The organism is Micromonospora sp. DT201 (assembly GCF_049841575.1).
In the GTDB taxonomy this organism is placed as follows: domain Bacteria; phylum Actinomycetota; class Actinomycetes; order Mycobacteriales; family Micromonosporaceae; genus Micromonospora.
In genome coordinates this window covers 511259-536321 of sequence record NZ_JBNCKP010000003.1, presented here as the reverse complement: position 1 = coordinate 536321, position 25063 = coordinate 511259, and the positions used below count along the sequence as shown (strand labels likewise).

At 69.8% G+C, this 25063-nt stretch carries 23 protein-coding genes; 2 read left to right on the top strand and 21 right to left on the bottom strand.

Going from position 1 to position 25063, the window contains the following annotated elements:
• Positions 1-458 precede the first annotated feature (458 nt).
• From ACLQ28_RS09485 to ACLQ28_RS09475, 3 genes are read right to left on the bottom strand one after another with little or no spacing between them, the layout of a single operon-like run.
• Complete coding sequence (locus ACLQ28_RS09485) at positions 459-4409, bottom strand: toxin glutamine deamidase domain-containing protein (protein ID WP_425685799.1); 3951 nt, start codon at positions 4407-4409, stop codon at positions 459-461.
• Between the two features lie 15 nt (positions 4410-4424).
• On the bottom strand, positions 4425-4757 hold the full coding sequence (locus ACLQ28_RS09480) for a hypothetical protein (RefSeq protein ID WP_425685798.1): 333 nt from the start codon (positions 4755-4757) through the stop codon (positions 4425-4427).
• Positions 4754-5176, bottom strand: a complete 423-nt coding sequence (locus ACLQ28_RS09475) for a YbaB/EbfC family nucleoid-associated protein (RefSeq protein ID WP_425685797.1) — start codon at positions 5174-5176, stop codon at positions 4754-4756. The genes ACLQ28_RS09480 and ACLQ28_RS09475 overlap by 4 nt, the downstream gene beginning before the upstream one ends.
• A gap of 79 nt (positions 5177-5255) precedes the next feature.
• Here ACLQ28_RS09475 and ACLQ28_RS09470 point away from each other — a divergent pair, with 79 nt between their 5' ends.
• Complete coding sequence (locus ACLQ28_RS09470) at positions 5256-6497, top strand: SUKH-3 domain-containing protein (protein ID WP_425685796.1); 1242 nt, start codon at positions 5256-5258, stop codon at positions 6495-6497.
• A gap of 49 nt (positions 6498-6546) precedes the next feature.
• On the opposite strand, the gene ACLQ28_RS09465 is transcribed toward ACLQ28_RS09470, so the two are convergent.
• The 14 genes from ACLQ28_RS09465 to ACLQ28_RS09400 all read right to left on the bottom strand — a co-directional run bounded on the left by ACLQ28_RS09465 (position 6547) and on the right by ACLQ28_RS09400 (position 19534).
• Positions 6547-7221: a hypothetical protein gene (locus ACLQ28_RS09465; RefSeq protein WP_425685795.1), complete on the bottom strand. Its 675-nt coding sequence runs from the start codon at positions 7219-7221 to the stop codon at positions 6547-6549.
• Positions 7222-7279: 58 nt separating this feature from the next.
• Entirely contained in the window at positions 7280-7957 is a 678-nt protein-coding gene (locus ACLQ28_RS09460; protein WP_425685794.1) for a M15 family metallopeptidase, read from the bottom strand.
• A complete protein-coding gene (locus ACLQ28_RS09455) occupies positions 7954-8214 on the bottom strand; it encodes a hypothetical protein (RefSeq protein WP_425685793.1) in 261 nt (86 codons plus the stop codon). The genes ACLQ28_RS09460 and ACLQ28_RS09455 overlap by 4 nt, the downstream gene beginning before the upstream one ends.
• The gene (locus ACLQ28_RS09450) at positions 8211-9236 is read right to left on the bottom strand and encodes a threonine ammonia-lyase (protein ID WP_425685792.1); all 1026 of its coding nucleotides are present in this window, start codon (positions 9234-9236) and stop codon (positions 8211-8213) included. Before ACLQ28_RS09450 ends, ACLQ28_RS09455 begins: the two co-directional genes overlap by 4 nt.
• Before the next feature lie 26 nt (positions 9237-9262).
• Positions 9263-10384 carry an acyltransferase family protein gene (locus ACLQ28_RS09445; RefSeq protein WP_425685791.1) on the bottom strand — a complete coding sequence of 374 codons (1122 nt, stop codon included), beginning with the start codon at positions 10382-10384 and terminating at the stop codon, positions 9263-9265.
• 97 nt (positions 10385-10481) lie between these two features.
• On the bottom strand, positions 10482-11546 hold the full coding sequence (locus ACLQ28_RS09440) for a sensor histidine kinase (protein WP_425685790.1): 1065 nt from the start codon (positions 11544-11546) through the stop codon (positions 10482-10484).
• Positions 11543-12208 (bottom strand): response regulator transcription factor, encoded by a 666-nt coding sequence (locus tag ACLQ28_RS09435; RefSeq protein WP_425685789.1) that lies wholly within the window; start codon positions 12206-12208, stop codon positions 11543-11545. Before ACLQ28_RS09435 ends, ACLQ28_RS09440 begins: the two co-directional genes overlap by 4 nt.
• 450 nt (positions 12209-12658) lie before the next feature.
• Positions 12659-13504, bottom strand: a complete 846-nt coding sequence (locus ACLQ28_RS09430) for a DUF559 domain-containing protein (RefSeq protein ID WP_425685788.1) — start codon at positions 13502-13504, stop codon at positions 12659-12661.
• A gap of 277 nt (positions 13505-13781) precedes the next feature.
• On the bottom strand, positions 13782-14552 hold the full coding sequence (locus ACLQ28_RS09425) for a G5 domain-containing protein (RefSeq protein ID WP_425685836.1): 771 nt from the start codon (positions 14550-14552) through the stop codon (positions 13782-13784).
• A 324-nt stretch (positions 14553-14876) separates the two neighbouring features.
• On the bottom strand, positions 14877-15710 hold the full coding sequence (locus ACLQ28_RS09420; protein ID WP_425685787.1) for an ABC transporter permease: 834 nt from the start codon (positions 15708-15710) through the stop codon (positions 14877-14879).
• Positions 15707-16612, bottom strand: a complete 906-nt coding sequence (locus ACLQ28_RS09415; RefSeq protein ID WP_425685786.1) for an ABC transporter permease — start codon at positions 16610-16612, stop codon at positions 15707-15709. The genes ACLQ28_RS09420 and ACLQ28_RS09415 overlap by 4 nt, the downstream gene beginning before the upstream one ends.
• On the bottom strand, positions 16609-17766 hold the full coding sequence (locus tag ACLQ28_RS09410) for an ABC transporter ATP-binding protein (RefSeq protein ID WP_425685785.1): 1158 nt from the start codon (positions 17764-17766) through the stop codon (positions 16609-16611). Before ACLQ28_RS09410 ends, ACLQ28_RS09415 begins: the two co-directional genes overlap by 4 nt.
• The gene (locus ACLQ28_RS09405; protein ID WP_425685784.1) at positions 17766-18950 is read right to left on the bottom strand and encodes a polyamine ABC transporter substrate-binding protein; all 1185 of its coding nucleotides are present in this window, start codon (positions 18948-18950) and stop codon (positions 17766-17768) included. The genes ACLQ28_RS09410 and ACLQ28_RS09405 overlap by 1 nt, the downstream gene beginning before the upstream one ends.
• Positions 18951-19165: 215 nt before the next feature.
• Positions 19166-19534 carry a DUF3499 domain-containing protein gene (locus ACLQ28_RS09400; RefSeq protein ID WP_425685783.1) on the bottom strand — a complete coding sequence of 123 codons (369 nt, stop codon included), beginning with the start codon at positions 19532-19534 and terminating at the stop codon, positions 19166-19168.
• A 152-nt stretch (positions 19535-19686) separates the two neighbouring features.
• Between ACLQ28_RS09400 and ACLQ28_RS09395 the strand changes: the two genes are divergently transcribed.
• The gene (locus ACLQ28_RS09395) at positions 19687-20136 is read left to right on the top strand and encodes a metallopeptidase family protein (RefSeq protein ID WP_007455785.1); all 450 of its coding nucleotides are present in this window, start codon (positions 19687-19689) and stop codon (positions 20134-20136) included.
• Positions 20137-20191: 55 nt separating this feature from the next.
• Here ACLQ28_RS09395 and ACLQ28_RS09390 read toward each other — a convergent pair whose 3' ends face one another.
• The 4 genes from ACLQ28_RS09390 to ACLQ28_RS09375 all read right to left on the bottom strand — a co-directional run bounded on the left by ACLQ28_RS09390 (position 20192) and on the right by ACLQ28_RS09375 (position 24993).
• The gene (locus tag ACLQ28_RS09390) at positions 20192-20449 is read right to left on the bottom strand and encodes a WhiB family transcriptional regulator (protein ID WP_007455784.1); all 258 of its coding nucleotides are present in this window, start codon (positions 20447-20449) and stop codon (positions 20192-20194) included.
• A 447-nt stretch (positions 20450-20896) separates the two neighbouring features.
• A complete protein-coding gene (locus tag ACLQ28_RS09385) occupies positions 20897-21226 on the bottom strand; it encodes a phospholipase (protein WP_425685782.1) in 330 nt (109 codons plus the stop codon).
• A gap of 99 nt (positions 21227-21325) precedes the next feature.
• On the bottom strand, positions 21326-23836 hold the full coding sequence (locus ACLQ28_RS09380; protein ID WP_425685781.1) for a bifunctional FO biosynthesis protein CofGH: 2511 nt from the start codon (positions 23834-23836) through the stop codon (positions 21326-21328).
• A gap of 173 nt (positions 23837-24009) precedes the next feature.
• Positions 24010-24993, bottom strand: coding sequence for a hypothetical protein (locus ACLQ28_RS09375; protein WP_425685780.1), 984 nt, complete (start codon positions 24991-24993; stop codon positions 24010-24012).
• Between the last annotated feature and the right edge of the window lie 70 nt (positions 24994-25063).

Sequence of the window (25063 nt, the reverse complement as noted above, 5' to 3'; positions counted from 1 at the left end):
CCAAACGAGCCCACTACGCTCGCCGCCTCACCCTCGAACTCCAACCATGATCACGAACGGCGGCTGCCGTACTAGGAACCGGCCGAGACCGATGGTCTCGATGAAGGACCACCTACGAAATTGATCTTATAGCCCGTTCAGCGACGTCGCGTGATCGAGGCGACCTGCACCTGCGCGGCGACGATCTCTCCCCGAATCATTGTCAGCAGACTCTGAACATCTGGGTCCGCAGACTCCGAGAGCCCCTCAACGTCGAGACGCCACCGACCCGTGTCCACGTCCCGCCAAAGCCCGACCCGGGCAGACGTCTCAGCAACCGTCCGTTTGGCCTCGCCGAACAATTCGTCCCAGTCGTCGCCGAGCCGACCAACCCTGCTCAGACCGAGGGTGGCACGCAGCCTGTCCAAGGAGGACTGGTCCAGTCTTCCCGCCAACTCAATAACCCAACTAGCCAACATCTACTCTTCCCTAATAATCCAGTCAGAGTCCCGAAAATGGGATGAGACACCAGAATCTCGGCGGTCAGGTGGCCCAGCGCCAGGAAAGATCGCAGGCACTACATCACGTCCGAGCTCATTCGTGAATCGCTCAGCCCATTCGAACAGTCGTGGAAAACACTCCCGTGCGACCTTCTTGGCAACGAACCCATAGCGCTTGTTGACGACACGCAGCTCAGGATATTTCTCCGCGGCATGCTGAGTTGCGAGATCGACCATTGCTTGCGACGAGAATTGGAAGTCGTAGTCGCTGGAATCTTCGAGGCCCAGCCGGTACATAGAGTCAAACGGCCTACGCTGCGGCAACGAGGAACCTTGAGACCAGTCCCGTAAACGTGCCAACGCCTCAGGTTCGTCAACTAGATCAGCTTCCGTTGGCAGGCGCTTGTGAGCTCCCGAAAAGAAGTGGGCCGAGGATCCCTGCAGACGCATATCGACAAGCGCCGGGTCAAGGCCGTCTCCCCGCAGTGCTTCGAAGAGCCCAGCCTTCATCTCTGCGAACTGAGCGGCGGTCATTCCGAGAGGCGCCGACCTGTCGGCCCAGGCCATCACCGACTCAGGCGTAATGCCAAGAAACTCGCAATCCCTCGGCTCCAACTGGCGGCCTGAATCATCGGCGGGCAGAAGTTGGGCAGCAAGCTGCCAGCCGGCTTCGTATAGCCGCTTCTCTCCCACACTCCCTTGCGAATCCGTTGGGATCGGCTTCCCGCTGCCCTCGAAGGCCGACCCTGGGCCGTCCAGGAGTAGGTGCATGCGGTTGATGTACGGGTCGCCGTGGCTGCCGTTGTCGTACGTTGGCGGGTGGTCCGGCAGGTCGGGCCGCTCGCTGAACCGGCCCCGGGGCAGCCCGCCGAGCGGCATTGGCCGGCCGTCTCCGCTCAGCAGCAGCGCGTCGATGCCGACCACATCGGGGTACAACGGCCGGTCCCGGATCAGGCTGTTCTGCGGGTCGACGTAGAGCACCGTGCCGTTCTGGTTGAGCGCCACCCAGGCGTGCGAACCGCCGTGTGGCGACTCGGTGACCAGGAACGCGTAGCTGCCGTGGCCTCCCAGCAGGAGTTGGTCGTGCAGGTTGCGGTAGCCCCGTTCGGCGGCCTGCCGTGCGTCCTCGGCATAGGAACGTTGGCCGGACGGCGGGGCGAGGAGTTGCTGGAAGCGCCCGCCGGTGACGTCCTCCACTCGGCCGGGGCCGCCTGCTTCGCCTCGGATCGGGCGTCGGATGTCACCGTCCAGGTAGCCGTCGAAGGTGCGCGGTGCCGACACTCGTGGCCGCCCGTGCACCCACGTTTCGAACATCGACAGCGTGCAGTCGAGGCAGTTGATGCCCCGGGTGGCGTCGGCTGCGGGACCTCCGTCGTTGAGGAGCCGGAACCAGTTGCCCTGTCGTGGGTCGGCGGTGCGGGTGACGGCGCCGTCCGGGTCGCGGGGCATCTGGCGTTCGACGTCGACCTGGTGCAGGGCGAGTGGTGGACGCAGTCCTCCGGGCTGCCCGTACGGTCGGGAGTCGTCGATCGGTGGGGGCACGTCGTCGCCGGTGAGCCGGGACGGGCCGGCGGTCTCGACCGCGCCGAGCGCGAGCGCCCCCACGTCCCTGTTTGCGTGGTCGAAGGCTCCGGCGCCGATGTCCACGACCGGCGGTGCCGTGGTGCCAGCCAGCACCGCGTCTGCCAGGTCACGCCATTGGGCGTACGCGCGTGTCTCGTCGTTCGCGGCCCGCTGCCAGCCGTCGGACCACTGCCGGTGACCAGTTTGGTGCAGTTGTCGGGCGTAGGTGGCGTACTCGATGGCCCTGCGATCGTGCTCCGCGGCCCGGGCGCGTAGTCGGTCGGCCTCTGCCTGCCGGCGATTGTGCTCGAACCCGGTCCGCTGCGATTCGTAGTGGCCTCGGTAGCGCCGCCGCTCGGCGGCTTCCGCTTCGGCGGCCCACTGCGCCGCGTACGAGTCGATGGTTTCGGTTGCGGGCACCGACGGGTCACCGAACGCCGCCACGTCGACGGGGATTGACGCTCTGCCCCGGGCCGGATGGTCGGGTGCGAGCACCTCCCGCGTGGGGGAACGCGAGGGTACGGGGAACCGGCCCACCACCGGGGCAGCGAAGGAGACTGGCGCTGTCGGGCCGGGGGTGATCGTCGGTGCTGGCGTGCCAGTCGACGGAGACCAGGCCATTGGACCGGTGGTGACGTGCGGCGAGTTGCTGGGGTAGCCCGGTGCAACACCGGTGGCCGGCTCGATGCCCCCGGCCACGGGTGCCGGCGCGGCCACCGACGAAAGCCTCGGATCAGCGGCCACCGACGAGAGCTTCGGATCAGCGGCCACCGACGAGGGCCTCGGATCTGTGTCCACCGACGAAAGCCTCGGATCGGCCGGCGACGAAGGTGTGGGATCGGCCGCTACCGGGTGTGCGGTGCCCGCTCTCTCCGTCTGAGGCCCGTCCACCGGCGGCATCACCTCGGACGGGCGCACCGGATGGTCGACAATGTCCACGTCGGCGGCCGCGCTTCTTGGCAGCGGGGGCGACGTGTTCACGTCAGCGGCTGTGGCGTGCGACAGGTCGGCCCTCGGTGGCAGATCAACGCCGGCGTAGGTCTGCACCTCGGCGGGTAGCGGTGCCAGGTGGGCGGGCTGCGGCGTGGCGACGGCCGCCGTCGCCTGCACCGAAAGGCCCGAAGACGGAGCCTCCGAAGTCGACGCCGCCGAACTCGACGCCAGCGAACTCGAAGCCGCCGAACCCGAAGCCACCGGCTGCGAGCCCGCCGCGAACGTGCCCCCCGCCGTAGCGGATGCCCCCGCGGAGGAGGACGCCTCAGAAACGGAGGTCGCCCCGGACGAAGACAGGTCGCCCACGACTGGCGCCACGGACGGGAGGGACGGCCCGGCGAGTGACGCCCCGGCGAGGGCGTTGGCCTGCGCGTCGAGCCGGGCGCGGAGCGCGTGGTCGGTCTGGCCGGTCGCCGAACCGGTAGCCCCGGAGGCGGCAGCGCGTGCCACGTCCTCCATCGAGGTCAAGCCCTGCCCGGTGGCCAGGCTGGCAGCGCTGTCGGCGAGCACCTCGCCGGTCATCTCCCGCCCCAGGTGCTCCCCGATGCGCGCGGCTCTCCCGGTCGCGTGTCGGCCCAGGCCGGCCAGCGGTGCCACCGCCCCGCCTGCGAGGCCGCCGACCGCCGACGCGCCGAGGTCGGTCAGGTCCAGGCCGTGCGCCCGCCCGGTGGAGTTCTGGTATGCCTGGGTGGCCAGGGTAACCCCGGCCTCCTCGGCGGCTTCGTCCAGCCCTTCACGGGCGGCACGCTTGGCGAGCCCGCGCACGCCACCCTGCGCAACTTCCTTCGCCGCCCGCTCGCCGGCCTCCTTGAGCCCGTGTTTGAGAGTCTTGCTGGCCAGTTGGCCCATCAACCGTTTGAAGATCTGTTGGACCAGCAGGCGGGTCGCGGTGATCGCCGCGCTGGCGGCCGGGGTTGCCGCACCGGCGGTGAGTATCGCCGCCACCGCCACCGAGAGCAGCTCGATGACCAGGATGCCCAGCTCGATCCAGACTTCCAGTTTGGCGCCCTCGATGTCGCAGCCGCACTCCTCGACCAGCCGGCCGAGGTCGGCGGTGACCGCGAGCAGCACGGGCAGCGGGGCGTCGGCACCCTCGGCGATTCCCCGCCAGGCCGCCTCGAACGCCGCGTCGACTGCCCCAACGCCCCCGTAACCGTTCTGCACCTCGACAGCGGCGGTCGCGGCATCGGTGTGCGGACCGGCGAGGACGGCGGCAACCGCGTACCACTGGTCGGCGACGTCCCAGACGGCCCGCTCGTTGCCCTCCGGCCACTGCACGCCGACCACCCAGTCGAGGGCCTCGTAGATCCAGCCGGGCACGTCCCAGGGTGCGTAGTCCAGTGGGTGTGGAATCGGGCTCGGCAGCACACTCATCGGAATCGCCAGCCGTCACCGCTGGTCGGCGGCCCGACCGAACCGGGCGGCGCTGGCCCCGTCGGTCTGCACGCTCGCATCGACCGCGCTGACCACGTCGCCGCCCAGCTCGGTGAGCCGGTGCCCGACGCCCGCCCAGGCCCGCAGCACAGTCTGCTCGAACCCGCGGTAGTTGCGCTCGAACGCGGCGCCGATGTCGTCGCGACCCCATGGCCTGGCACCGCTGGCGGCCTCGATCGCACCGCCTTCCGCCGCTCGACGGGCCGTCACCGCCTCGCCAGCGAGTGCCAGGTCGGCACCGCCCCGGCGGGCCCGGGACGGATCGAGCCAGAGCTGCCCGTCAGTCATGCCTTCCCCTCACCCCTGCCGAGCACGGCATCGGCCCGGCCGAGCAGGGCGGCGAAATCTCCGGTGCGCAGGAAGTCCACCGACCCGGAGCCGGCCGGCATGGTCTCGGCAACGAGGTCGCGGGTGGCGTCGGCGGCCGCGGTCGTGGCGGCGTGGACCGTTTCGGTGATTTTTCGGCCGAGCGCCACGGCGTCCCGCTCGCGGTAGACGGTGGGCGCCAGCTCGACATCGATCAACTGGCCCTGGGCACCCACTGTGGCCGTCACCTGGCCGTCGGCCGACCGCCGGGTCACCCGCAGCTCGGCGAGCCGCGTCTGAAGGGTGTCCAAACCGGACCTGAGCTGCTGATATTGCCCGTACACGTCGTCGAATCGGGCCCGTAGCTCGCGATTGGTGCCCCGGTCTGAGTGTTCGCTCACCGCCGCCCCTCCCGTCACCGTCGGTAGAGCGAAACAATACCGGCCGCCATCGATCCGTGTGGTCCGGTAGTTTCAGTGTGTGATCGACCGTCTACAAGCAGAGCAACTCGCGGCCACCTGGGCCCGCCGCGACTCTCAGCGCCTCGGCCACGAGTGCACGGCGATGGTCGACGAGTTCGACCTCGGCTACGTCATCACGTCCGTCGTGCCCACCGAGGCACGCACGGTCCCCGGGGACCTGCCGACGACCGTCATCGACAAGCAGACCGGCAAGGTCACCACCTGGCCCCGGGTGCCGAGCACGGTGGTGGCGGAGATGTACAGGCGCAGCCAGCCCGCCGGGCCGAGCGCTCCCCGCACCGTTGATCCGTCGAGCCTGCTGGTCCGGGAAATCCACCGGATCGCCACTCCGAACACCGCCGCGCATCTGACCATCGAAGGGCGGATCTGGACAGCCCAGGGCACGAAGGCGGACGTCCCGCTGAACCATCACCCGCTCGTGCGCACCTACCTGGACCAACTGCCCCCTGGCGAGCTGGTCCGCGGCGGGGAAGCCCACGCCGAGCTGATCGTGGTCTCCGACGTCCTACACGAATACGACCACCGTCGGGCGGCCGAGGGCATTGCGCCGATGGGTCGAGCCGAGGCGGCCGCACTGCTGGAGGACGCCCGGTTCGAAGTCTTCCGGGTCCGTGAGCCGGGTGATCCGGCTGGCGGCCCCGCCGACCGGCCCTGCGATTCGTGCATCAGCTTCCTGGTACGGGCCAACGTCCTGCCGGAGGCGGCTCGGGCCTATACCGAAACCTGGCGTGCGCCGGCGGAGCCCGACCCCGATCCGGGGCGCTTCCCGGCGGAGGTCGCCAACGCGCTTGTCGCTGCCGGTTGGCGACCGCACATCGGGGATCGGATCATGGCTGCCGCAGCCGTGCGGGATGTCACCGCGGTGCCGGGGCTGACCCACCAGCACACGGTCTTCCCCGCCGCCGTGGAGGCGCTGACCGCGTTCCCCAGCCTGGTCGGTGCCCGACGCGGCCGGGGCGAGCAGGTGTGGATCTCCCGTTTCGACATTCGCCCGCACACCATCGCGCACACCGCCGACACGCTCGCGGACTTCGGGGCGGTGCTCGGCGTACGACTGTTTCCGATCGGCACCGAACAACAGGACAGCATCCTGGCGGTGGACGAGCGGGGCCGAGTGTTCGCGCTCGATCAGGCCGGCGAGTGGTTCCTCGGCGACACCATCGACGCCGCGCTGACCACGCTGCTGCTTGGTCGCGCCCCCGCCCGGGTTCGTGACGACGGCACCTGGCAGGCCGACTAGAGCACAGACCTCAGGAGGGGCCCCTGCTCGACCGGGGCCCCGCCGGACGTCAGCGGAGCACTTCGACCGCGTTGCGGCGGACCAGGTTCTTGCCGGGCTCGCGGATCTGCTCCATCGCTGCGGAGTTGAGCAGCACGCAACTGCCCGACGGGCCCGTCACCGTCACCGTGGTCGCCCGGTTGTTGTCCAGGTTCGTGACCCGCAGCCGGGTGCCCACCGGGAACTGCCCGCTGGTGGCCGCCGGCCCGGCCGCCTCCTCGAAGAAGGTGATCGCCCCCGAGCACGCCGAGCGGGGCGCCGGACCGGGCGCGCCGGGCGATGCGGCACCGGGGCGGACCGTTCCGGGGGCCGGCGCACCGACCGGCGGCGCGGCACCGCCGACGCGCTCCACCACGTTGCGGCGGATCACGTTCTTCCCTGGTTCCCGGACCAGCTCCATGGCCGCCGCGTTGAGCAGCACACAACTGCCCGACGGGCCGGTCACCGTCACCGTGGCGGCCCGGTTGTTGTCCAGATTGGTCACCCGCAGCCGCGTACCCACCGGGAACCGGTCGCTGGTCGCCGCCGGTGCACCGCCCTCGGCCGAGAAGGTCACCGAGCCGGAGCAGACGGACGACCGTGCCGGGGCGGTGCCGGCGAACCCGAAGTTGGTCCCCACCGCCACACCCGCCGCGGCGAGCACCGCCACGGTCGCCGCCATCGCGTGCCTGCGCTGCACCCTCATCGCCGTCACTCCCGCCCTCGGTGGTGTCCTCCACTCACCTGGTACGGGCGGGGGCGTCCTACCGTTCAGCCGGCACGGGTACCGATCGTGCGGCGGCCAGGTCAATCGGCCCGTACCGGGTGTGTGGCGCCCCGGTCATCAGCGCCCAGTAACGGTCCCCGTACGACCAGTGCCACCACTCCGTCGGATAGTTGATCATCCCTGCGCCGCCGAGAGCGTCCACCATGATCTGTCGATGTCGGCGGGCGGTGGCGCCAATCGTGGGCGCGTCGGTGAAGCAGGCGTCGTCGCTGTCCTCCGGGGTGGCGTCGATGGCCGTGCCCAGGTCCAGTTCCACACCGTCGTCGGTGCACAACGTCAGGTCCACCGCCCCACCCGTGCTGTGCGGGGCCACCTCGACCGGCGAGACGAACTTCGTGGTCTCCCGATGCAGCCGCTCCGGAGACCAGTCCGGGTACCGTCGACGCAGCTCGTCCCGATAGCCGGTGAAGATGGCCAGCTGCGCCTGGTACGGCCGGTAACCCTCGACGACCAGCAGGCGCATCCCGTTGGGCAGGGCACGCTGCGCGGCCAGCAGGCGATCCACGACACCAGCGCGCAGCTGGGCGTACGCCCCGGCGGGGTCGGCCGCGCGTCCGTCGAGCCGCAGCTCCGGCAGCTCACGCAGGTCCAGTAACTCCTCGCCGTCGTCGGCGCTGGGCACGGCCGCCACCCGAGGATCGGAGAGCAGGATCATCGGACGCTCCCCACGGTGGTCGCGGACCGTTCCGCATAACGGGGACGGGCCAACTCGACGAGTCGATCCACCACCTCCCGATGACCGACACCGACAGCCGCCCACACCTTCGGGTACATCGAGTGCGCGGTGAAGCCGGGCATCGCGTTCAGCTCGTTCACGTACAGCTCGCCTGCCTTCTCGTCGTAGAAAAAGTCGACGCCCGGACGCGGACCGGCCCGTACGAACAGAACCTCGATCCGAGTTGGCGCGCTCACGCCGCCACCCCTTCCACAGTCGTCGCCTCGGCAGGCCGTTGCACCAGCAACCGGGCCACCAGCGCCGCCTCCACGTTTCCGCCGGTCAGCACGACGCCGACCGTCCGTTGCCGATCCCGACGCGCGTCAGCTTCGGGGGTGAGCCGGAGCGCCCCGGCCAGGCCAGCCGCCCCGGACGGCTCAGCGAGCACCTTCAGCTCCATCAGGATCAGCCGGAACGCCGCCCCGATCTCGTCGTCGTCGACGCGGACAACCCCGCGCAGCGCGTCGCGCACGATGGCGAACGGCAACTCACCCACGCAGGACGGCCGCAGCCCATCCGCGATCGTCGGCGCCGGCGCGACCGGGACTCGCTCACCGGCCGCCATGCTGCGGGCGAGCGAGTCACAACCCGCGGGTTCCACGCCGTACACCTCGATGCCGGTGCCTGCGGCGGCCAGGCAGGCGCCCGCCACCCCGCCACCACCACCGACCGGTACGACCAGCGCGTCCAGAGGTGTGCCCGCGCGCTCGGCCTCCTCGATCAGCTCAAGGCTGGCGGTGCCCTGCCCAGCGATGACGTCCGGGTGGTCGTACGCGTCGACGACGGGGTGACCGTTCTCGTCGCTGAGGCCGCTGGCCACCGCCACCCGCTCCTCTACGCCGGTGCCGGCGAGCACCACCCGCGCCCCCGCCGCGCGGGCCCGGTCGACCTTCGTCGGTGCCGCGTCGACCGGCAGCACCACAGTCGCCGAGAGCCCGTGCTGCCGGGCCGCCAACGCCACCGCCACCGCGTGGTTACCGGTGCTCTGCGCAATCACCCCGGTGTGGCCGGCCGCGGCGAGCCGGCCAACAGCCCGCAGTGCGCCACGCATCTTGTACGAGCCGCCGTCCTGGAGGTTCTCCGCCTTCAGCAGCACTCGTGCCCCGGCCAGACCGTCAATCACCGGGGACCGCAGCACGGGTGTGCGGACCACGCGGCCGGCCAGCCAGCGGGCGGCCTCCTCGACATCGGCCCGGACCTGGCCAACGGTGCGTGACATCGTTTCTCCTTCGTGTGCGGGTGTAGTCAGCGCCGGTGCGACGCGGGTAGCCGGTGCGACGCGGGTCGCTGGTGCGACGCGGGTGGGCGGTGCCACGCGGGCAGCTCGAACAGCCAGCTCGCACGGGCCGCCAACAGCCCACGGTGCAGCGCCAGGCTGAGCGCCAGCACCACTGCGGTGAGCAGGGCGGGGTAGACGGCCACCAGCAGCGCCCGGCCGTGCCCGTCCAGGCCGGCGACCGGACCGGCGAGCAGCCGGTGCAGCAGCGCGAGGACCGGCATGTGGATGACGTAGACCGGCAGCGTCCGCCGCCCGAGAGCAGCCAGGGTGCCGCCGACCAGAGGCAGGTCGGCCACCCGGGCGGCAGCGGTGACGCCGAACGCCACCGCAGCGAGGGACACCAGCAGGCCAACACCGAGCCACTGCCCGGCACCCGCCGCCACGGCGGCGAGCGCCACCGCGTACAGGACGAAGGTCCACACCAGCCGGCGGCGGGTCGCGGTGGCGGCCCACCGTTGGACATACGGCCGCAGGTGCAGGCCGGCGAGGAAGAACACCAGGTTCTGGTAGACCCCACCGCGGTTGCCAGGAGTGTCCAGCAGGCCGGCCGCGGCGATCGCCGACAGTACGCCAGCGGCCGCGATCAGCACTGCCGGGTGGACCCGGCGCAGCACCTTGGCCAGGACGAAGTAGAGGGCCAGCGCGTACAGGTACCAAAGGTTGGACGGGGTGATGGTCAGCTGTGCCAGCAGCCCCCCGATGTCGGTGGCGCGATCGGTGGGGAAGCCCGGAACGAGGGCAAGCACGGCGGTGTGGATCAGCAGCCACGTCCCGTAGAGGTAGAACATCCGGCTGACCCGGGAGCGGTAGACGACGCGCCACTGCCGGTGGATGGCGTTCGCGGCGAAGACCCCGGAGATCGTGAAGAACAGCGGCATCCGCAGCGGCAACAGCTGCTCTCCGAGCAACCCCCAGGCACCCGGTACCGGCAAGCCGACCCGCCAGTCGATCTGCAGGTAGTGCTTCACCACGACGTGCCAGAGCACCACGAGGATGAGGCAGCTGCCCTTCGCGACGTCCGCCCACACCACACGCGCCGCCGGCGGGCTGGCGACGGGCGTGATGGGCGCGGCTAACTCGGTCGTCACGGGTCTCTCCACTCTGCTTCAGGGCACACCGCAGGCTTGTTTTCGGGTACACCGCAGGTGGGATCCGGCGGTACGCGGAACCCGGGTGTGGGTGGGGTCAGGTCGTAATGGGCAGTTGGACGTCGACTCGCAAGCCGCCGTGCTCGGCAGGCCGGGCCGCGATGATGCCGTCATGCGCCTGGGTGATCGAGCGGGCGATTGCCAGACCCAGGCCCGCGCCTCCGCCATGCGAGGTGCGGTCCCGGGCGAGCCGGCGGAACGGCTCGAAGAGACCGGCCACCGCCTCGGCCGGCACGGGCTGGCCGGTGTTGACCACCGACAGCGCGGGCACGCCGCTCACCGAGACGGTCAGCGAGCCACCCCGGCGGTTGTACTTGATCCCGTTCTCCACCAGGTTGCTGACCAGACGCTCCAGCAGCACCCGCTCACCGACGACAACCCGGGGTACGAGATGGGTGTCGATGGTGACCGCTGCTTCCCGGGCACGGTCCAGATACCCGGCAAGCACCGCCTCGACGATCGTGTCGAGCCGCTGCGGGATCCGCGAGCGCAGGCCCTGGTCACTCTCGCTGAGCGCGAGCAGGCCCTCGATCAGCCGCTCGTTGCGCTCGTTGGTCTCCAACAGTTGGCTGGTCAACAGCTCCAACTGCTCGCCGGTGAGCGCCCTGGCCATGCCAACCTCGATGAGCGTCCGCTGCACCGCCAGCGGAGTACGCAGCTCGTGCGAGGCGTTCGCGGCGAACCGCCGCTGCCCCTCGTACCCGGCCGAAACGCGCTCCATCATCTCGTCGATCGCCCGGGACAGCCGGGCCAGCTCGTCGCGCCCCCGTGGTCGGATCCGGTGACCGAGGTTCTGCGGGCCGAGCTGCCCGATCGGCCCGGCGAGGTCACCGACCGGGCGCAGGCACCACACCGCACCGAACCAGAGCGCCACCAGGGCTGCCAGGGTCACGGCCACAACGGCCGCCAGGGGCAGCACGAGCGCCCCATGGCGCACGCTCCCGCAGACCGTCGTCAGCCCCGGCACGGGCAGGTCGCAGAACTGCTGCCCCCACGTCCAGGTCACCCCCATCAACCACTTGCCGATCGCTGGCAGCAGCGGCCCGGCCAGCAGCGCCAGCAAACCCACCAGCAGCACCCGGCGTCGGGGAGTCCAGGTCACGCCGTGCCGCCGATGCGGTAGCCGGCCTTCGGAACGGTGTGGATGACCGCGGGATCACCGAGCTTCTTGCGCAACGTCATCATGGTGACCCGGACGGCGTTGGTGAACGGGTCGGCAAACTCGTCCCAGGCCTGCTCCAGCAACTCCTCAGCGCTGACCACCTGCCCGTCCGCGCGCAGCAGCACGTGCAGCACGGCGAACTCCTTCGGGCTCAGGGCGAGCGGGCGACCGTCCCGGGTGGCCACGTGCCGGCCCACGTCCAGGACCAGGCCCTCCTGAGCGAGCACCGGTGGCAGCGGCGGGGAGGACCGTCGACCCAGAGCCTGCACCCGCGCAACCAACTCGGCGAAGGCGAACGGCTTGGTCAGGTAGTCGTCGGCGCCGAGGCCGAGCCCCTCCACCCGGTCCCGGATGCCGGCCGCCGCGGTGAGCAGCAGCACCCGAGTGCCGACCTGTGAGTCGGTGATGCTGCGGCACACCTCGTCGCCGGTGTGACCAGGCATGTCCCGGTCCAGCACCGCGACGTCGTACCGATTGACTCCGATCCGCTCCAACGCACCGTCGCCGTCGTAGCAGACGTCGACGGCCATGGAGAGGCGGCGCAGCCCTTCGGCCACCGTGTCCGCCAACAACCGCTCGTCGTCCGCCACCAGCACCCGCACGTCTTCAGCTCCCCCGAGTTCGGCTTGCCCGGCATACCGTCGCAGAACCGGGTTAAGGGTTCTGTAAGCACCCGCCGAAGCCATCCTCCACGGCAACGCCCGGCGGACAAACCATCGCAACCCAGCCTCTGCCGGTTTTGTACCCAACTCATGCCGTCTGCGCCGCCCCACCCACCACCCACAACGCCACCCACCCAGGAGTGATCCACGCCACAAAGGCAATCCACCCCACCCCCAACCCAGCCCTGGCCCTGGCCCTGGCCCTGGCCCTGGCCCTGGCCCTGGCCCTGGCCCTGGCCCTGGCCCTGGCCCTGGCCCTAACCCTGGTCGATCTTGCACTTTGTGTCGCTGAAATGTCCTGGATGCCGCAAAGGTTCGGACAGAAAGTGCAAGATCGGCGGGGCCCAGGGCAGGGGCCCAGGGCAGGGGCCCAGGGCAGGGTGGGGTGGGTTAGGACAGGGCTGCTCCGATGGTGGCGATGATGTGCTGAGGGCGGCGGTAGAGGTCGCGGTCGGTGAAGTAGCGCATGCGCCAGCCCGCAGCGTCCAGCCAGTTGATCCGCTCTCGGTCGTACCGGAGCCGACGGCGATCCAGGTGCGACAGTCCGTCGTACTCGATGCCAATGCGACGCTCGCGGTAGCCCAGATCAAGCCGGTAGACAGGGTGACCGGAGCGGTCGCTCACCCAGAGCTGCGGCTCGGGCGGTGGCAGCCCTCCGTCGATCAGGATCAGTCGCAGTTGACTCTCCTGCCGGCATTCTGCCCGACCGTCCGCCAGCGATATGAGTTGCCGGGCTTGTTGAACACCACGCATCGCAGCGTGGACCGAGACCTCCGCCAGCAGGTCATCCTGGTCGACCACGCCCGACCGGAGTGCGGCATCGAGCACCGGCAGGGCATCGAGCCGCCGAACGGCGCGGGCCAGGTCGACGGCGCAGCGGGCCGCAGGTACGCACGGCAGCCCTCCAACGACAACTGGATCAACGGATAGAACGGTCCGGTGTACGACGACCCCGGGCAGACGGGGTTTCGGCATCTCGGCGGGCAACTGTACATGGATCAGGTCTTCCCGCAGCACCCCGAAGCCGTGCCGGAGTGCGGCACTCTGCCTTGCCAACATGGCACCTTCAGGCAGACGAAGCATCAGGGCACGGAGTTCGTCATCATCACCGCAGGGCTGGTCGGCGTAGACCCCCCTCCGCACTCGAAACAGCTCTTCGCGGCTGAGCCGCGTACGGATCCGTCCCACCGTGAGTCCGCGCACCAGCGCGTCAGTACGCCACAACTGAGTTGCCATGTCAGCAGGCTGACCGACCCCAGACCTCAGGAAAGCCCCCGACCACCCACCTGTGGAAAACGAATCCCTCTGTGGACAAACCCCCACCCCACCCTCTCCCGTGCTAGCCGCCTACCCTCCCGCCCTCCCCAATCGCCGATCTTGCACTTTCTGTCGAAGAAATGCCCGAAAGGAGAGGAATGCGGGGACCGAAAGTGCAAGATCGCGGCAGGGGGAGGGGTGGGGCGGGGCGGGCGGCAGGGAGGGGGTGGGGCGGGCGGCGGGGGGAGGGGTGGGGTTAGTCGCAGGCGGTGCGGTCGCCGTCGCGGTCCAGGTCGTAGATGTCGTCGCCAATCACTCTGATGGGTCCGCTGACGTAGGCGGGGCCGTTACCGCTGCCGCCCGCACAGTCGACGTCGCTGGCAACCGGGACACAGGGGGTGTAGTTCGGGTCGCATTTCGACGACTGTGCCTTCTTGGTGCCGACGGCGACGACCTGGGTCACCGGCTGCTTCGTCACGGTGGACTTGACGAGCTTCTTGGCTGTCCGCACCCCGTCCGTGGTGGTCACCTCGTACGTCAGCGTCCGTACACCGTTCACGCCCTTGGTCCGGACGACCCGTTTGCCCTCGGCCAGGGAAGAGTCCTTGACGGTCCGCTCGCCGTACCGGATCGCGGTCTTCTCCGTCACGGTCGTCACCTGCACCAGGGCCGCCGCTTTGGACGGGCTCGGCGAGGCCGACGCGGGCGGCAACGGCGAGGCTGACGGCGGCGGCAACGGCGGCGGCGTGGTGGATGCGGCGACCGGCGACGCGACCTGCTCGTCGGCAGCCTCGGTCGGCTCGGCGGGTGCCGCCACGATGGGTTGCTGCGCCTCGGCGGCGGTGCCGGTGCGGGTCGGCTCCGGCTCGCCGGTCAGCGCACCGATGATGGCGCCGCCGGTGCAGCAGAGCAGCAGGAATGAGAGGGCCACCGAGCCGAGGATCACGGCCACTCGGCGGCCTGGGCTGGCGCGGCGGAACCAGCTCGGTCGGGGGCCCGTGCCGAACGACGGCGGGTGTGGTTGCATCGTCACGGCGATGAGTGTCGTCGCAAATACGGGGAGCAATATCCACCATCGCGCTTGTCACCTGCACCTTTCGCTCAAAGGGGAAGATCGGTGGCGCTCCTTCCGGCGACGAGTCGCCAACTTGGGTGATCCCTGAGGTCGGCCCGGCAGGGCCGATCGTGCCGCTGTAAATACCAACGAAGGCTGCAAATCACTACGCGTCGAGCCATCTCGCGGCCAATTCGCAGAGCCCGACACAGGCCGACGGAGGCCGACGGTGACCGACCGGGGATGTGTCGAGATGCCGTCAGCACACGGGCTCAACGCACCGGTAGCCCGGGCGGGTCAGGACCTGCGTACGTGATGCGCCGGGCTGGCCCGCAGCGCGGCGCGCCGGGACCGTCGACCTCGTAGCGAGCTGAGCCCGACCAGCAGCAGCGCGATCGCGAACATCGCGGTGCCGATGACGTTGACCTGCGGTGGGATGCCCCGCTGGGCAGCGCCCCAGACGTACATCGGGAACGTGACAGTGGTGCCTGCGTTGAAGTTCGTGACGATGAAGTCGTCGAAGCTCAGCGAGAAGGCCAGCAGCGCGGCGGCCACGATGCCGGGCAGCACCAGCGGCAGGGTGATCCGCCGGAAGGTCTGCCACTCGCTGGCGTAGAGGTCCATGGCAGCCTCCTCCAGCCGCCGATCCATCCCGGCGAGCCGCGCCTTCACGGTGACCACCACGAACGACACGCAGAACATCACATGCGCGATCACGATGGTCCAGAAGCCCTGCGGCACCCCGGCGGACACGAAGAGCGCCAGCAGCGACGTGCCCATCACCAGCTCCGGGGTGGCCATCGGCAGGAGGATCAGCACGTTGATGCCGGACCGGCCACGGAATCGATGCCGGACCAGCGCGAATGCCATCAGGGTGCCGAGCACGGTGGCGACCACCGTGGCGAGAAAACCGATCTGCACACTGCGGAGCACCGCGTCGCACATGTCCGAGGTGGCGCACGGCTGACGCCAGTTGTCCAGGGTGAACTCGCTGAAGTCGTACGACAGCCGGTTCGACGGGCGGTTGAACGACAGGGCGGCCACCACCAGGATCGGCAGCGCCAGGTAGCCGAGCACCAGCAGCGCCACGATCATCACCCAGCGGTCCGCCAGCCAGCGCGAGATCCTCACAGCATCTCCTCCGCGCCGGCTCTGCGCAGATAGCCGAAGGTCACCGCGAGGATCGCCGCCATCAGCAGGAACGACAGCGCGGCGCCCTGCGGGTAGTCCAGCCGGACCAGGAACGCCGAGTCGATGACGTTGCCGATCATGTACTCGTTGGGGGTGCCGAGCAGTTCGGCGTTGATGTAGTCGCCGCTCGCCGGGATGAAGAACAGCAGCGTGCCGGCGACCAGGCCGGGCATGGACATCGGCAGGGTCACCCGCCGAAACGCCTGCGCCGGGCTCGCATACAGGTCACTGGCCGCCTCCAGCAGCCGGTGGTCCAGCCGCTCCAGGCTCGCGTACAACGGCAGCACCAAGAACGGCAGGAAGTTGTACGTCAGACCGAGCACCACCGCGAACGGGGTTGCCAGCAGCCGACCGTCCGGGGCGAGCAGGTGCACCTCACGCAGCAGGCCGACAAGTGCGCCGTTGTCCGACAGGATGGTCTTCCACGCCAACGTGCGGACCAGAAAGCTCGTGAACATCGGCGCGACGACGCAGACCAGCAGGAGGTTCTTCCACCTTCCGGCCTTCTGCGCGATCGCGTACGCCAACGGGTAGCCCAGCAGCAGCGCCAGCAGCAGCGCCACACCGGCGTAGGAGAACGAGCGCAGGAACTGCGGCCAGTACGCCTGCACCACATCCGGATAGTTCTTGAACGCCCAGGTCATCGCGTACCCGGTGGAGAGCGAGCCGCTGGGGTCGTACAGGCTGGCCGCCGCTAGCTGCGCCAACGGCACACCGAAGAAGATCAGCAGCCAGGCCGCACCCGGCAACAACAGGAGGTACGGCAGGAGCCGGTGTCGCCCGGACCGGGCTGCCGGCAGTGCGGGCGGCAGGTGCCCCGATCCGGTGGGGGCCAGGGTCACGACGACGCACCCACCGGCTCTTCGAACACCGGCGACGTCCGGTCGATGTCGGCGGCGTCCCGGGGCAGCAGGAACGCGTGCCGCGGATCCCAGTACGCCACAGCTTCACTGCCGACCTGCACCCGCGTCGGGGATCCGTTGTTGGCTGCGAAGACCGACAGCTCGGTGCCCCAGCCGGTGCGCAGCAGGTACTGCGTGCTGACCCCCACGTAGGAGGCATCCGTGACCATCCCGGTGACGTGCTGATGCCCAGCGGGCACCTGGTCGGCGGAGCCGACCAGATGCAGTTTCTCCGGGCGTACCCCCAGGTGGACCGGACCGTGGTCGGCCCGTGCCCGGCCGGCGGGCACCGAGAAGCGCGCGCCGTGCGCCGTCACCGCGACGTCGCCGCCACCCGTGCCGGTGGCCTCGCCGACGAGCAGGTTGGACTGGCCGAGGAAGTTCGCCACGAACGCGGTGGCGGGGAACTCGTAGATGTCGGCCGGCGCGCCGAGCTGCTCGATCCGGCCAGCGTTCATCACCGCGACGGTGTCGGCCATGGTCATGGCCTCCTCCTGGTCGTGGGTGACGTGCACGAACGTGATGCCGACCTCGGTCTGGAGCCGCTTCAGCTCGATCTGCATCTGGCGGCGCAGCTTCAGGTCGAGCGCACCGAGTGGCTCATCGAGCAGCAGCACCTGCGGCCGGTTGATCAGCGCGCGGGCCAGCGCTACTCGCTGCTGCTGACCGCCGGAAAGCTGGGCGGGGCGGCGGTTGCCGAAGCCGTCGAGCTGCACCATCGACAGCATCCGGGTGACCTCGTCGCCGACTGAGCGGATGCCGCGCCGACGCAGCCCGAAGGCCACGTTCTCGAAGATGGTGAGGTGCGGAAAGAGCGCGTAGCTCTGGAACACGGTGTTGACCGGCCGCTTGTACGGTCGCAGCCGGGCGATGTCCCGGTCACCGAGCAGCACCTGACCGCTGGTCGGCTCCTCTAGCCCGGCGATCATCCGCAGCGTGGTGGTCTTGCCGCAGCCGGACGCGCCGAGCAGCGCGAAGAAGGACCCCTGTGCAACGGTCAGGCTGAGGTCGTCGACCGCGGTGAAGATGCCGAACCGCTTGGTGAGGTTGGCCAGACGCAGGTCGCCGGCGGGTGTCTCGCGCGTCATCCCCATCACGCCCCGATGACCTGCTGGAACTTGCCCTCGTACTCCCTTTCCTGCTTTTCGTCCAGGGCCATGAAAACCTTGGACTTCGACAGCAGCGCCTCGTCCGGAAAGATCAGCGGGTTCGCGGCAAGCTCGGGGTCTATCTTCTCCATCTCGGCCTGAGCACCCTTGACCGGGCAGATGTAGTTGACGTAAGCGGCGAGCTTCGCCGCGACCACCGGCTCGTAGTAGTAGTTGATGAGCTGCTCGGCGTTCGCTTTGTGGGTGGCCTTGTTGGGGACCATCATGTTGTCGCTGTAGAGCATCACGCCGGAGTCGGGCGCGACGAACCGCACCTTCTCGTCCTCAGCGGAGAGCTGGATGACGTCTCCGGACCAGCCGATGCACGCGGCGATGTCGCCCTTGGCCAGGTCGGATGCGTAGTCGTTGCCGGTGAACCTGCGGATCTGCCCCGAGTCGACAGCCTTCTTGAGCTTGTTGAGTGCGTCGTCGAACTGCGCGCTCGTGAAGTTGGCCGGGTCGTGCCCGCCCGCCCCGAGCAGCAGGCCCATCGTGTCGCGCATCTCGCTGAGCGCGGTCACCTTGCCCTTGAGATCGGGGCGGGTGAGCAGCTCGTCGACCGTACGCAGTTCCTTGGTGACGTTGCCGTTGTACGCCAACCCGGCCAGGCCGGACTGCCACGGGATGGAGATCCGGTTTTCGGTGTCGAAGGAGCGGTTGACCAGCGACGGAAGCAGGTTGGCCTGCACGTTCGGGATCTTCGCCGGATCGAGCTTCTGGATCCAGCCGAGCCGGATCATCCGGGCCGCCATCCAGTCGCTCAGCACGACGATGTCGCGGTCGATGCTCTGGCAGGCGGCGAGCTGATTCTGCACCTTGCCGAGGAACTCGTTGTTGTCGTTGATGTCCTCGGTGTAGGTCACCTGGATGCCGGTCTTCGCAATGAACTCGTCCAGGCTGGGTCGCTTGGACGCGTCCTCCGAGTCCACGTCCAGGTATTGCGGCCAGTTGGAGAAGGCGAGCTTCTTCTCGGCGTCGGAGAGGTCTTCGCTGACACAGCCGGCCTCGGTCTGCTGCGCGCCCTTTATGCCGCAGCCCACGAGGCTGCCGCCCACGGTGAGCAGGGCGGCCGAACCGAGAGCGCCGGTGAGCAGTCCACGCCGGGAGAGGGGCCGGAGGGGAGTACGCATGGCGACTCCTAAGGGGTCGTCGTCGGCGAGCGCGGGACGGGGAGGCGCGCCCGGCGGGAATGTCGGGAGAGGGGCGCTTGATCCACTCCACATCGCCGATATCGCGGTATCGACCCGCCCCGACACCCCCACATCGGTCGACATGGAGTGGATCAACCCACGGCATGCCCCGACTGGGGCAGCCAGCGGGCCGGAGGCCCGGGGGCCGGGGTGGGTTAGTGGTTGGGGGGAATTACCCGAAGGTGGCCTCGGCGGCCGGTCTGGTGGGGGTTCTCGTGGTGGTTCTGCTCGGGATCTGGGGGGCGCGGGGCTGGGCGGGCAGCTTCGCGAACCGCCTCGGCCAACGCGACCAGGTCGTCCGTGGTCGGCGGCGGCGGCTCGAACTCGCCCTCGTGCCGGACCACGTCCCAGCCACGCGGTGCGGTCAGGCTACGGGCGTGCGGCTCACACAGGTCGTACGTGTGCGGCTCCGCGAACGCCGCCAGCGGCCCCACCACCGCTGTCGACTCGTTGTAGACATAGGTCAATGTGGCGACCGCTTGCCGGGGGCAGCCGTTACGGGAGCAGCGCCGTGGTGACCTCACGGCGGCAGGGTATCTCCATTACCGGGTCCAGCGCATCGCTTCGCGTTGCGACACGCCCGTTGTGGTGATCACACTTCGCCGTCCTGGGCTCGCCGCGCCACGGGAGCGGCGCTGCCGCTGGCCAGCCCGGCGCGGGCGCTACCCTTTGCCTCATGACGAGTCCGGAACACCGCCGCCCCGGCCCTGGCCGGCGCGCGCACCGTGACCGGCATGGGCGCGGCCTGCGCGGGCGGCTGGTGCCGGCCACCGTGCCGCTGGCGCGGACCAAGGCCGAGGTCTTCGACGACCTGGTCCTGGACACCGTCGAGACGCTGGAGCGTCGGTTCGCCAAGGAGTTGGCCGGGGTCGAGTTCGCGGTCGAGGACGTCCCACCGGACCTGAACGTCTACGACTCAGATGTGCTGGAGGACGGCGAGGTCCCACTGGCCCGGCTACTGCCCGGCCGCCCCGGCCGGCAGGAGGTGCCGCCGCGGATCGTGCTGTACCGACGGCCCCTGGAGTTCCGGGCGATGGACCGTGAGGACCTCGCCGACCTCGTGCATGACGTGATCATCGAACAGGTGGCGAACCTTCTCGGGGTCGATCCCGACGAGCTCGCCTGAGCCGAGCCCCGCGCGGGTGAGTCGGGCGGCCCCCACCGCCCCGACCTCGCACCGCTCAGGCAGCCCGCCGCTTCAACTTGCGCCGCTCCCGCTCGGAGAGCCCACCCCAGATGCCGAACCGCTCGTCGTGACCCAGAGCGTATTCGAGACATTCAGTCTTGACCTCGCAGCGCGAGCAGATCCGCTTCGCCTCGCGGGTCGAGCCGCCCTTCTCGGGAAAGAACGCTTCGGGGTCGGTCTGCGAGCACAAAGCCCGCTCCTGCCACTCCGGCGCGTTTCCGAGCAGGTCGGCCACCTCAAGCTGGCCGTCCATCAAATGCCTCCTTGTCGCGCACCGGCGTCATCGCCGCTGCAACCCCCCACGCGAAAGGCGTGCTTGTCCGTCCGGTCCCGTTTTGTTGCGTTCCGTGCGAACAACCCCATTCAAATTACACGCGTGTAATGCGTGCGCCGTCAAGCCAAACTTGATAATGGAGTCGCCCTCCCGACACCCCCGGTCGACCACTCGGGTCGTCCAGCCTCGCAACCTGCCCTATCGATTCAGACCCCGGCCGAGTAACGCCCTCTCCGGCGAGTTGCCCGACTTTTCTGCCGTGGCGCTCCCCTGACGAGTCGCCGCCAGACACCCTCCCCACAAAGCTGATCTTGGTGGGGGACAGGTTAACGCGGCGCAGCGCAGACTGCCCGCCAAGCCAGGCACAGCGCTAGCACCCCGTCCACAATGTGGACAGAATGCGCCAGGTGAACCGATGCGAAGAGGTCAGCAGGCGACCCCGAAACCGCTGCTCGGCCACATAAATTCGGCGATCCCTCCACCATGGACAGAAACCCCTTCGGCGGGCGTGCTTTCGTCCCACCAGACGGTATAGATGCCAGCGGGCAGATCGGGATAGACCGCATTGTGGAACGAGCCGTCCCGCACCCGGCGTCCACGCACCGCCGAATGGACCCGCCGGTCGTCGCCCCGACTGATCTCGATTTCCCGACCGTGCAGATCTCGACCCGTGTAGACGATCAGGGCACCCGTGTCGCCGCCCAGATCGAGGACGACGCTCCCGCTCTCCGACGGCCCGTACGCGTGCTCGTGCACCCTCCGCTCCCCCGCGCCCGCCAGGACGCCGCCGCCGGTCCTCGCCACGACCGCCGCCGGCACCGCGTGTCACGGCCGGCTGTGGAGAAAGGTTCGACGTCAGGGCCGGGCGTGACCGTACGCAGTCGACCGCTTGCGCGCCGGACGCCCCGCGGCCTTCGCGATGGCCCGCAACTGCTCCTCGGTACGCGCCGACCCGTTGTCGGAGCCGGCCATCCGGGAGATGGTCTCCTCCATCAGCGTGCCCCCCAGGTCGTTGCAGCCACCCTGGAGCATCGCCACCGTGCCCTCGTCGCCCAGCTTCACCCAGGAGCACTGAATGTTGTCGATCCGGCCGTGCAGCAGCAGCCGGGACATCGCGTGCACCACCCGATTCTCCCGCCATGTCGGCCCAGGTCGGGCGATGCCGGCCAGGTAGATCGGGGCGTTTGTGTGCACGAACGGCAACGCCACGAACTCGGTGAACCCGCCGGTGCGGTCCTGCACCCCGGCCAGCACCCGGAAATGAGCCAGCCACTGCCCGGGGTGGTCGACGTGGCCGTACATCATCGTGGAGCTGGACCGGATGCCCAGCTCGTGGGCGGTGCTGACCACGTCGACCCAGGCGGCGGCCGGGAGTTTGCCCTTGGTCAACACCCACCGCACGTCGTCGTCGAGGATCTCGGCGGCGGTGCCGGGGATGGTGTCCAGCCCTGCCTCGCGCAGCAGCGTCAACCACTCGCGCACCGGCACGCCGGCCTTCGCGGCGGCGGTGACGATCTCCATGGGCGAGAACGCGTGCACGTGCATCTCGGGCACCCGGGCCTTGATGGCGCGCACGATGTCGGCGTAACCGGTGACCGGCATCTTCGGGTCGATGCCACCCTGGAGACAGACCTCGCTGGCACCCGCCGCCCACGCCTGGACGGCCCGGTCGGCCACCTGGTCGACGGAGAGCCGGTACGCGTCGGCGTCCCGCTCACGCTGCGCGAAGGCACAGAACCGGCAGCCCACGTAGCAGACGTTGCTGAAGTTGATGTTGCGGTTGACCACGTAGGTGACGTCGTCACCGACGGTGTCCCGGCGCACGTCGTCGGCGAGCCGGCACAGCGCGTCGAGCACCGGCCCGTCCGCGCTGAACAACGCCAGCGCGGCGTCGGCGTGCGCCGGCTCCAGCAGTGCGGCGGGGTCGTCGGCGGCCAGCCGCAACCCGGCACGCAGGTCGTGGTCGCCGGCGAGGGCCGTCGGCCCGGCGGTCACCTTCGTGGCAACCTCCGCCCAGTCCCCGTAGACGCTGTCGAAGTCGCCCCGCCGGTCGTCGGTCCGACCGGTGGTGTCGATCGTGGCGTGCAGGTCGGTCCGCCCGCCGAACACCTCCTCCGGCTCCTGCCAGGGGCGGCCCTGCGGCATCGCCGACTCGACTGCCATCCCCGTCGTCGCATCGGCCAGGGCGCCGACGTGCGGCAGCAGCCGCGGGTCGAGCCACGGGTCACCGGCGCGCACGTACTCGGGGTAGATCGTCAACCGCTCCCGCAGCGTGAACCCGGCCAGCTCGGTGTGCCGGGCCAACTCATCGATCTGCGGCCAGGGGCGCTCCGGGTTGACGTGGTCCGGGGTCAGCGGGGACACACCACCCCAGTCGTCGATGCCGGCTCGCAGCAGCAGGTCGAACTCACCGGCGATGAGATTCGGTGGGGCCTGGATCCGGGCCTTCGGACCGAGCAGCAACCGGGCCACCGCCACCGTGGCCGCCAGATCGTGCAGCTCCGCGTCGGGCATGCCGCGCATCGCCGTGTCCGGCTTGGCGCGGAAGTTTTGCACGATCACCTCCTGGAGGTGGCCGTACTCCCGGTGGGCCCGGCGGATCGCGAAGAGCGCGTCCACCCGCTCCGCCGGGGTCTCCCCGATGCCGATCAGGATGCCGGTGGTGAACGGCACGCCGACCCGGCCCGCGTCGTCGAGCACCCGCAGCCGGACTGCCGGCTCCTTGTCGGGTGAGCCGAAGTGCGGGCCGCCCGGCTCGGACCACAGCCGGGTCGCGGTCGTCTCCAACATCATGCCCATGCTCGGCGCGACCGGCTTGAGTCGTTGCAGTTCCGACCAGGTCAGCACCCCCGGGTTGAGGTGCGGCAGCAGACCGGTCTCCTCCAGCACCGCGACCGCGCAAGCACGCAGGTAGTCCAGGGTGGAGTCGTAGCCGCGCTCGTCCAACCAGCTTCGGGCCGCCGGCCAGCGCTCCTCCGGCCGGTCACCGAGGGTGAACAGAGCCTCCTTGCAGCCCTGCGCGGCGCCAGCTCGCGCAATGGCCAGCACCTCGTCGCGGTCGAGGAACGGCGCCGGGAGCCGATGCGGCACGGTGGCGAACGTGCAGTAGTGACACCGGTCCCGGCAGAGCCGGGTCAGCGGGATGAAAACCTTCTTGGAGTACGTGACCACACCTGGCCGCCCGGCGTCACGCAGGCCGGCGTCACGGACCCCACCGGCCACCCGGAGCAGTTCGTCGAGCGCGTCATCACGAGCGGACAGCAGCGCGACCGCCTCGTCGGCGTCCAGTGCCCGCCCGGTTGCGGCCCGGCCCAGTGCCCGCCGCACGCTAGCGTCGCTGGGGCCGGAGTAGGTGCGATCAGCCATCCGCTCAGCCTATGCGCTGCGCGAGTCCGCCCTGCCAGTCCCGGCCCGCACCGTGAAAGACGGCCCACCTCGGCGATCCACCAGCGCGGTGATCAGGTGATGAAAAGTAGGTGGCAGGACCGCTGCCGACCTTCTTTTCATCACCTGATCATGGAGTCACCCCGGAGGCCGATTCAGCGGGGCTGGTCGGGGTGCTCGCCGGGCTTGATGGGCTGGGTACGGTCGTCGTCCGGATTGGCAGGGCGGGGAATCACCTGCGTCGGGTCGGCGGCGGCCGAGTCGGCAGGGCGGGGAATCGCCTGCGTCGAGTCGGCGGACTGGCGCGGGATGGCCTGCGTGGGGTCGGCCGACGGCGGCTGCCCGAACGGCGGCCCGGCCGGGGCTGACGGCGCGGGGTTGACCGGCGGGGCGGACTGCGGAAACGGCGGCGCGGACTGCGGGGCCTGGAACGGCGGCGCGGACTGCGGGTGCGGCGGCGCAGACTGCGGGGCCTGGAACGGCGGCGAGGACTGGCCGTACTGGCCCGGGAACTGCGCCGGCTGGTAGCCGCCGGGCTGACCGGGAGTCGGCCATCCGCTTGCCGGCTGACCACCGGGCTGCCCCGGAGCCGGCCAACCACCCTGCTGCTGCGGCCAACCTGGCTGCGGCTGGCCGTAGACGCCTGGCTGGGCCTTGGGCCGTGGCACGTAGTAGTGGGCGCGCCAGATGGTGTAGACGACCCAGGCGGCGACCGCGAAGATCACCATCCAGGCGAACCGGCTGAGCAGACCGAGGAGCGCGTCGAACACCTCCACGTCGGCCAGGCGGCCCACCGTCCAGATCAGCACGGTCAGCGTGCCGAAGAGCGCGCTGACCGCGTACTCACCGAGGGCGACCTGCGTGATCAGCTTCGCCTTCGGCACCACCGGCGAGATGTGCGTGGCCAGCAGCACGGCCAGCAGTGGGAGCGCCACCGCCTCCACCCCGATGAACGTGGAGAAGGCAATACCCGCACCATCGGTGAAGGACCCGCTCGGGGCGATAAACCGGAGCAGGCCCACGAAGAGGAACACGGCGTTGGCGCCGAGCAACGCGAGCGCAGCGAGTTCGCGTAGTGGCTTGGTCAGCTGACGGGCCTGCGACGCGTCGGACGACGCGGGCTCGGCGGGGCTGGTCACGAGATCCCCCTCGGGGCATGAACGGACAGGGCGCACGTGAGCCTAGTCTCGTACGCCACCGGCAAACCGG

Bases quoted from the DNA above. Each gene is read 5' to 3' on its own strand.
- ACLQ28_RS09485 (WP_425685799.1), bottom strand. From the start codon at position 4,409: ATGAGTGTGCTGCCGAGCCCGATTCCACACCCACTGGACTACGCACCC.
- ACLQ28_RS09480 (WP_425685798.1), bottom strand. From the start codon at position 4,757: ATGACTGACGGGCAGCTCTGGCTCGATCCGTCCCGGGCCCGCCGGGGC.
- ACLQ28_RS09465 (WP_425685795.1), bottom strand. From the start codon at position 7,221: ATGAGGGTGCAGCGCAGGCACGCGATGGCGGCGACCGTGGCGGTGCTC.
- ACLQ28_RS09460 (WP_425685794.1), bottom strand. From the start codon at position 7,957: ATGATCCTGCTCTCCGATCCTCGGGTGGCGGCCGTGCCCAGCGCCGAC.
- ACLQ28_RS09450 (WP_425685792.1), bottom strand. From the start codon at position 9,236: ATGTCACGCACCGTTGGCCAGGTCCGGGCCGATGTCGAGGAGGCCGCC.
- ACLQ28_RS09430 (WP_425685788.1), bottom strand. From the start codon at position 13,504: ATGGCAACTCAGTTGTGGCGTACTGACGCGCTGGTGCGCGGACTCACG.
- ACLQ28_RS09425 (WP_425685836.1), bottom strand. From the start codon at position 14,552: ATGCAACCACACCCGCCGTCGTTCGGCACGGGCCCCCGACCGAGCTGG.
- ACLQ28_RS09410 (WP_425685785.1), bottom strand. From the start codon at position 17,766: ATGGGGATGACGCGCGAGACACCCGCCGGCGACCTGCGTCTGGCCAAC.
- ACLQ28_RS09405 (WP_425685784.1), bottom strand. From the start codon at position 18,950: ATGCGTACTCCCCTCCGGCCCCTCTCCCGGCGTGGACTGCTCACCGGC.
- ACLQ28_RS09395 (WP_007455785.1), top strand. From the start codon at position 19,687: ATGACGAGTCCGGAACACCGCCGCCCCGGCCCTGGCCGGCGCGCGCAC.
- ACLQ28_RS09390 (WP_007455784.1), bottom strand. From the start codon at position 20,449: ATGGACGGCCAGCTTGAGGTGGCCGACCTGCTCGGAAACGCGCCGGAG.
- ACLQ28_RS09380 (WP_425685781.1), bottom strand. From the start codon at position 23,836: ATGGCTGATCGCACCTACTCCGGCCCCAGCGACGCTAGCGTGCGGCGG.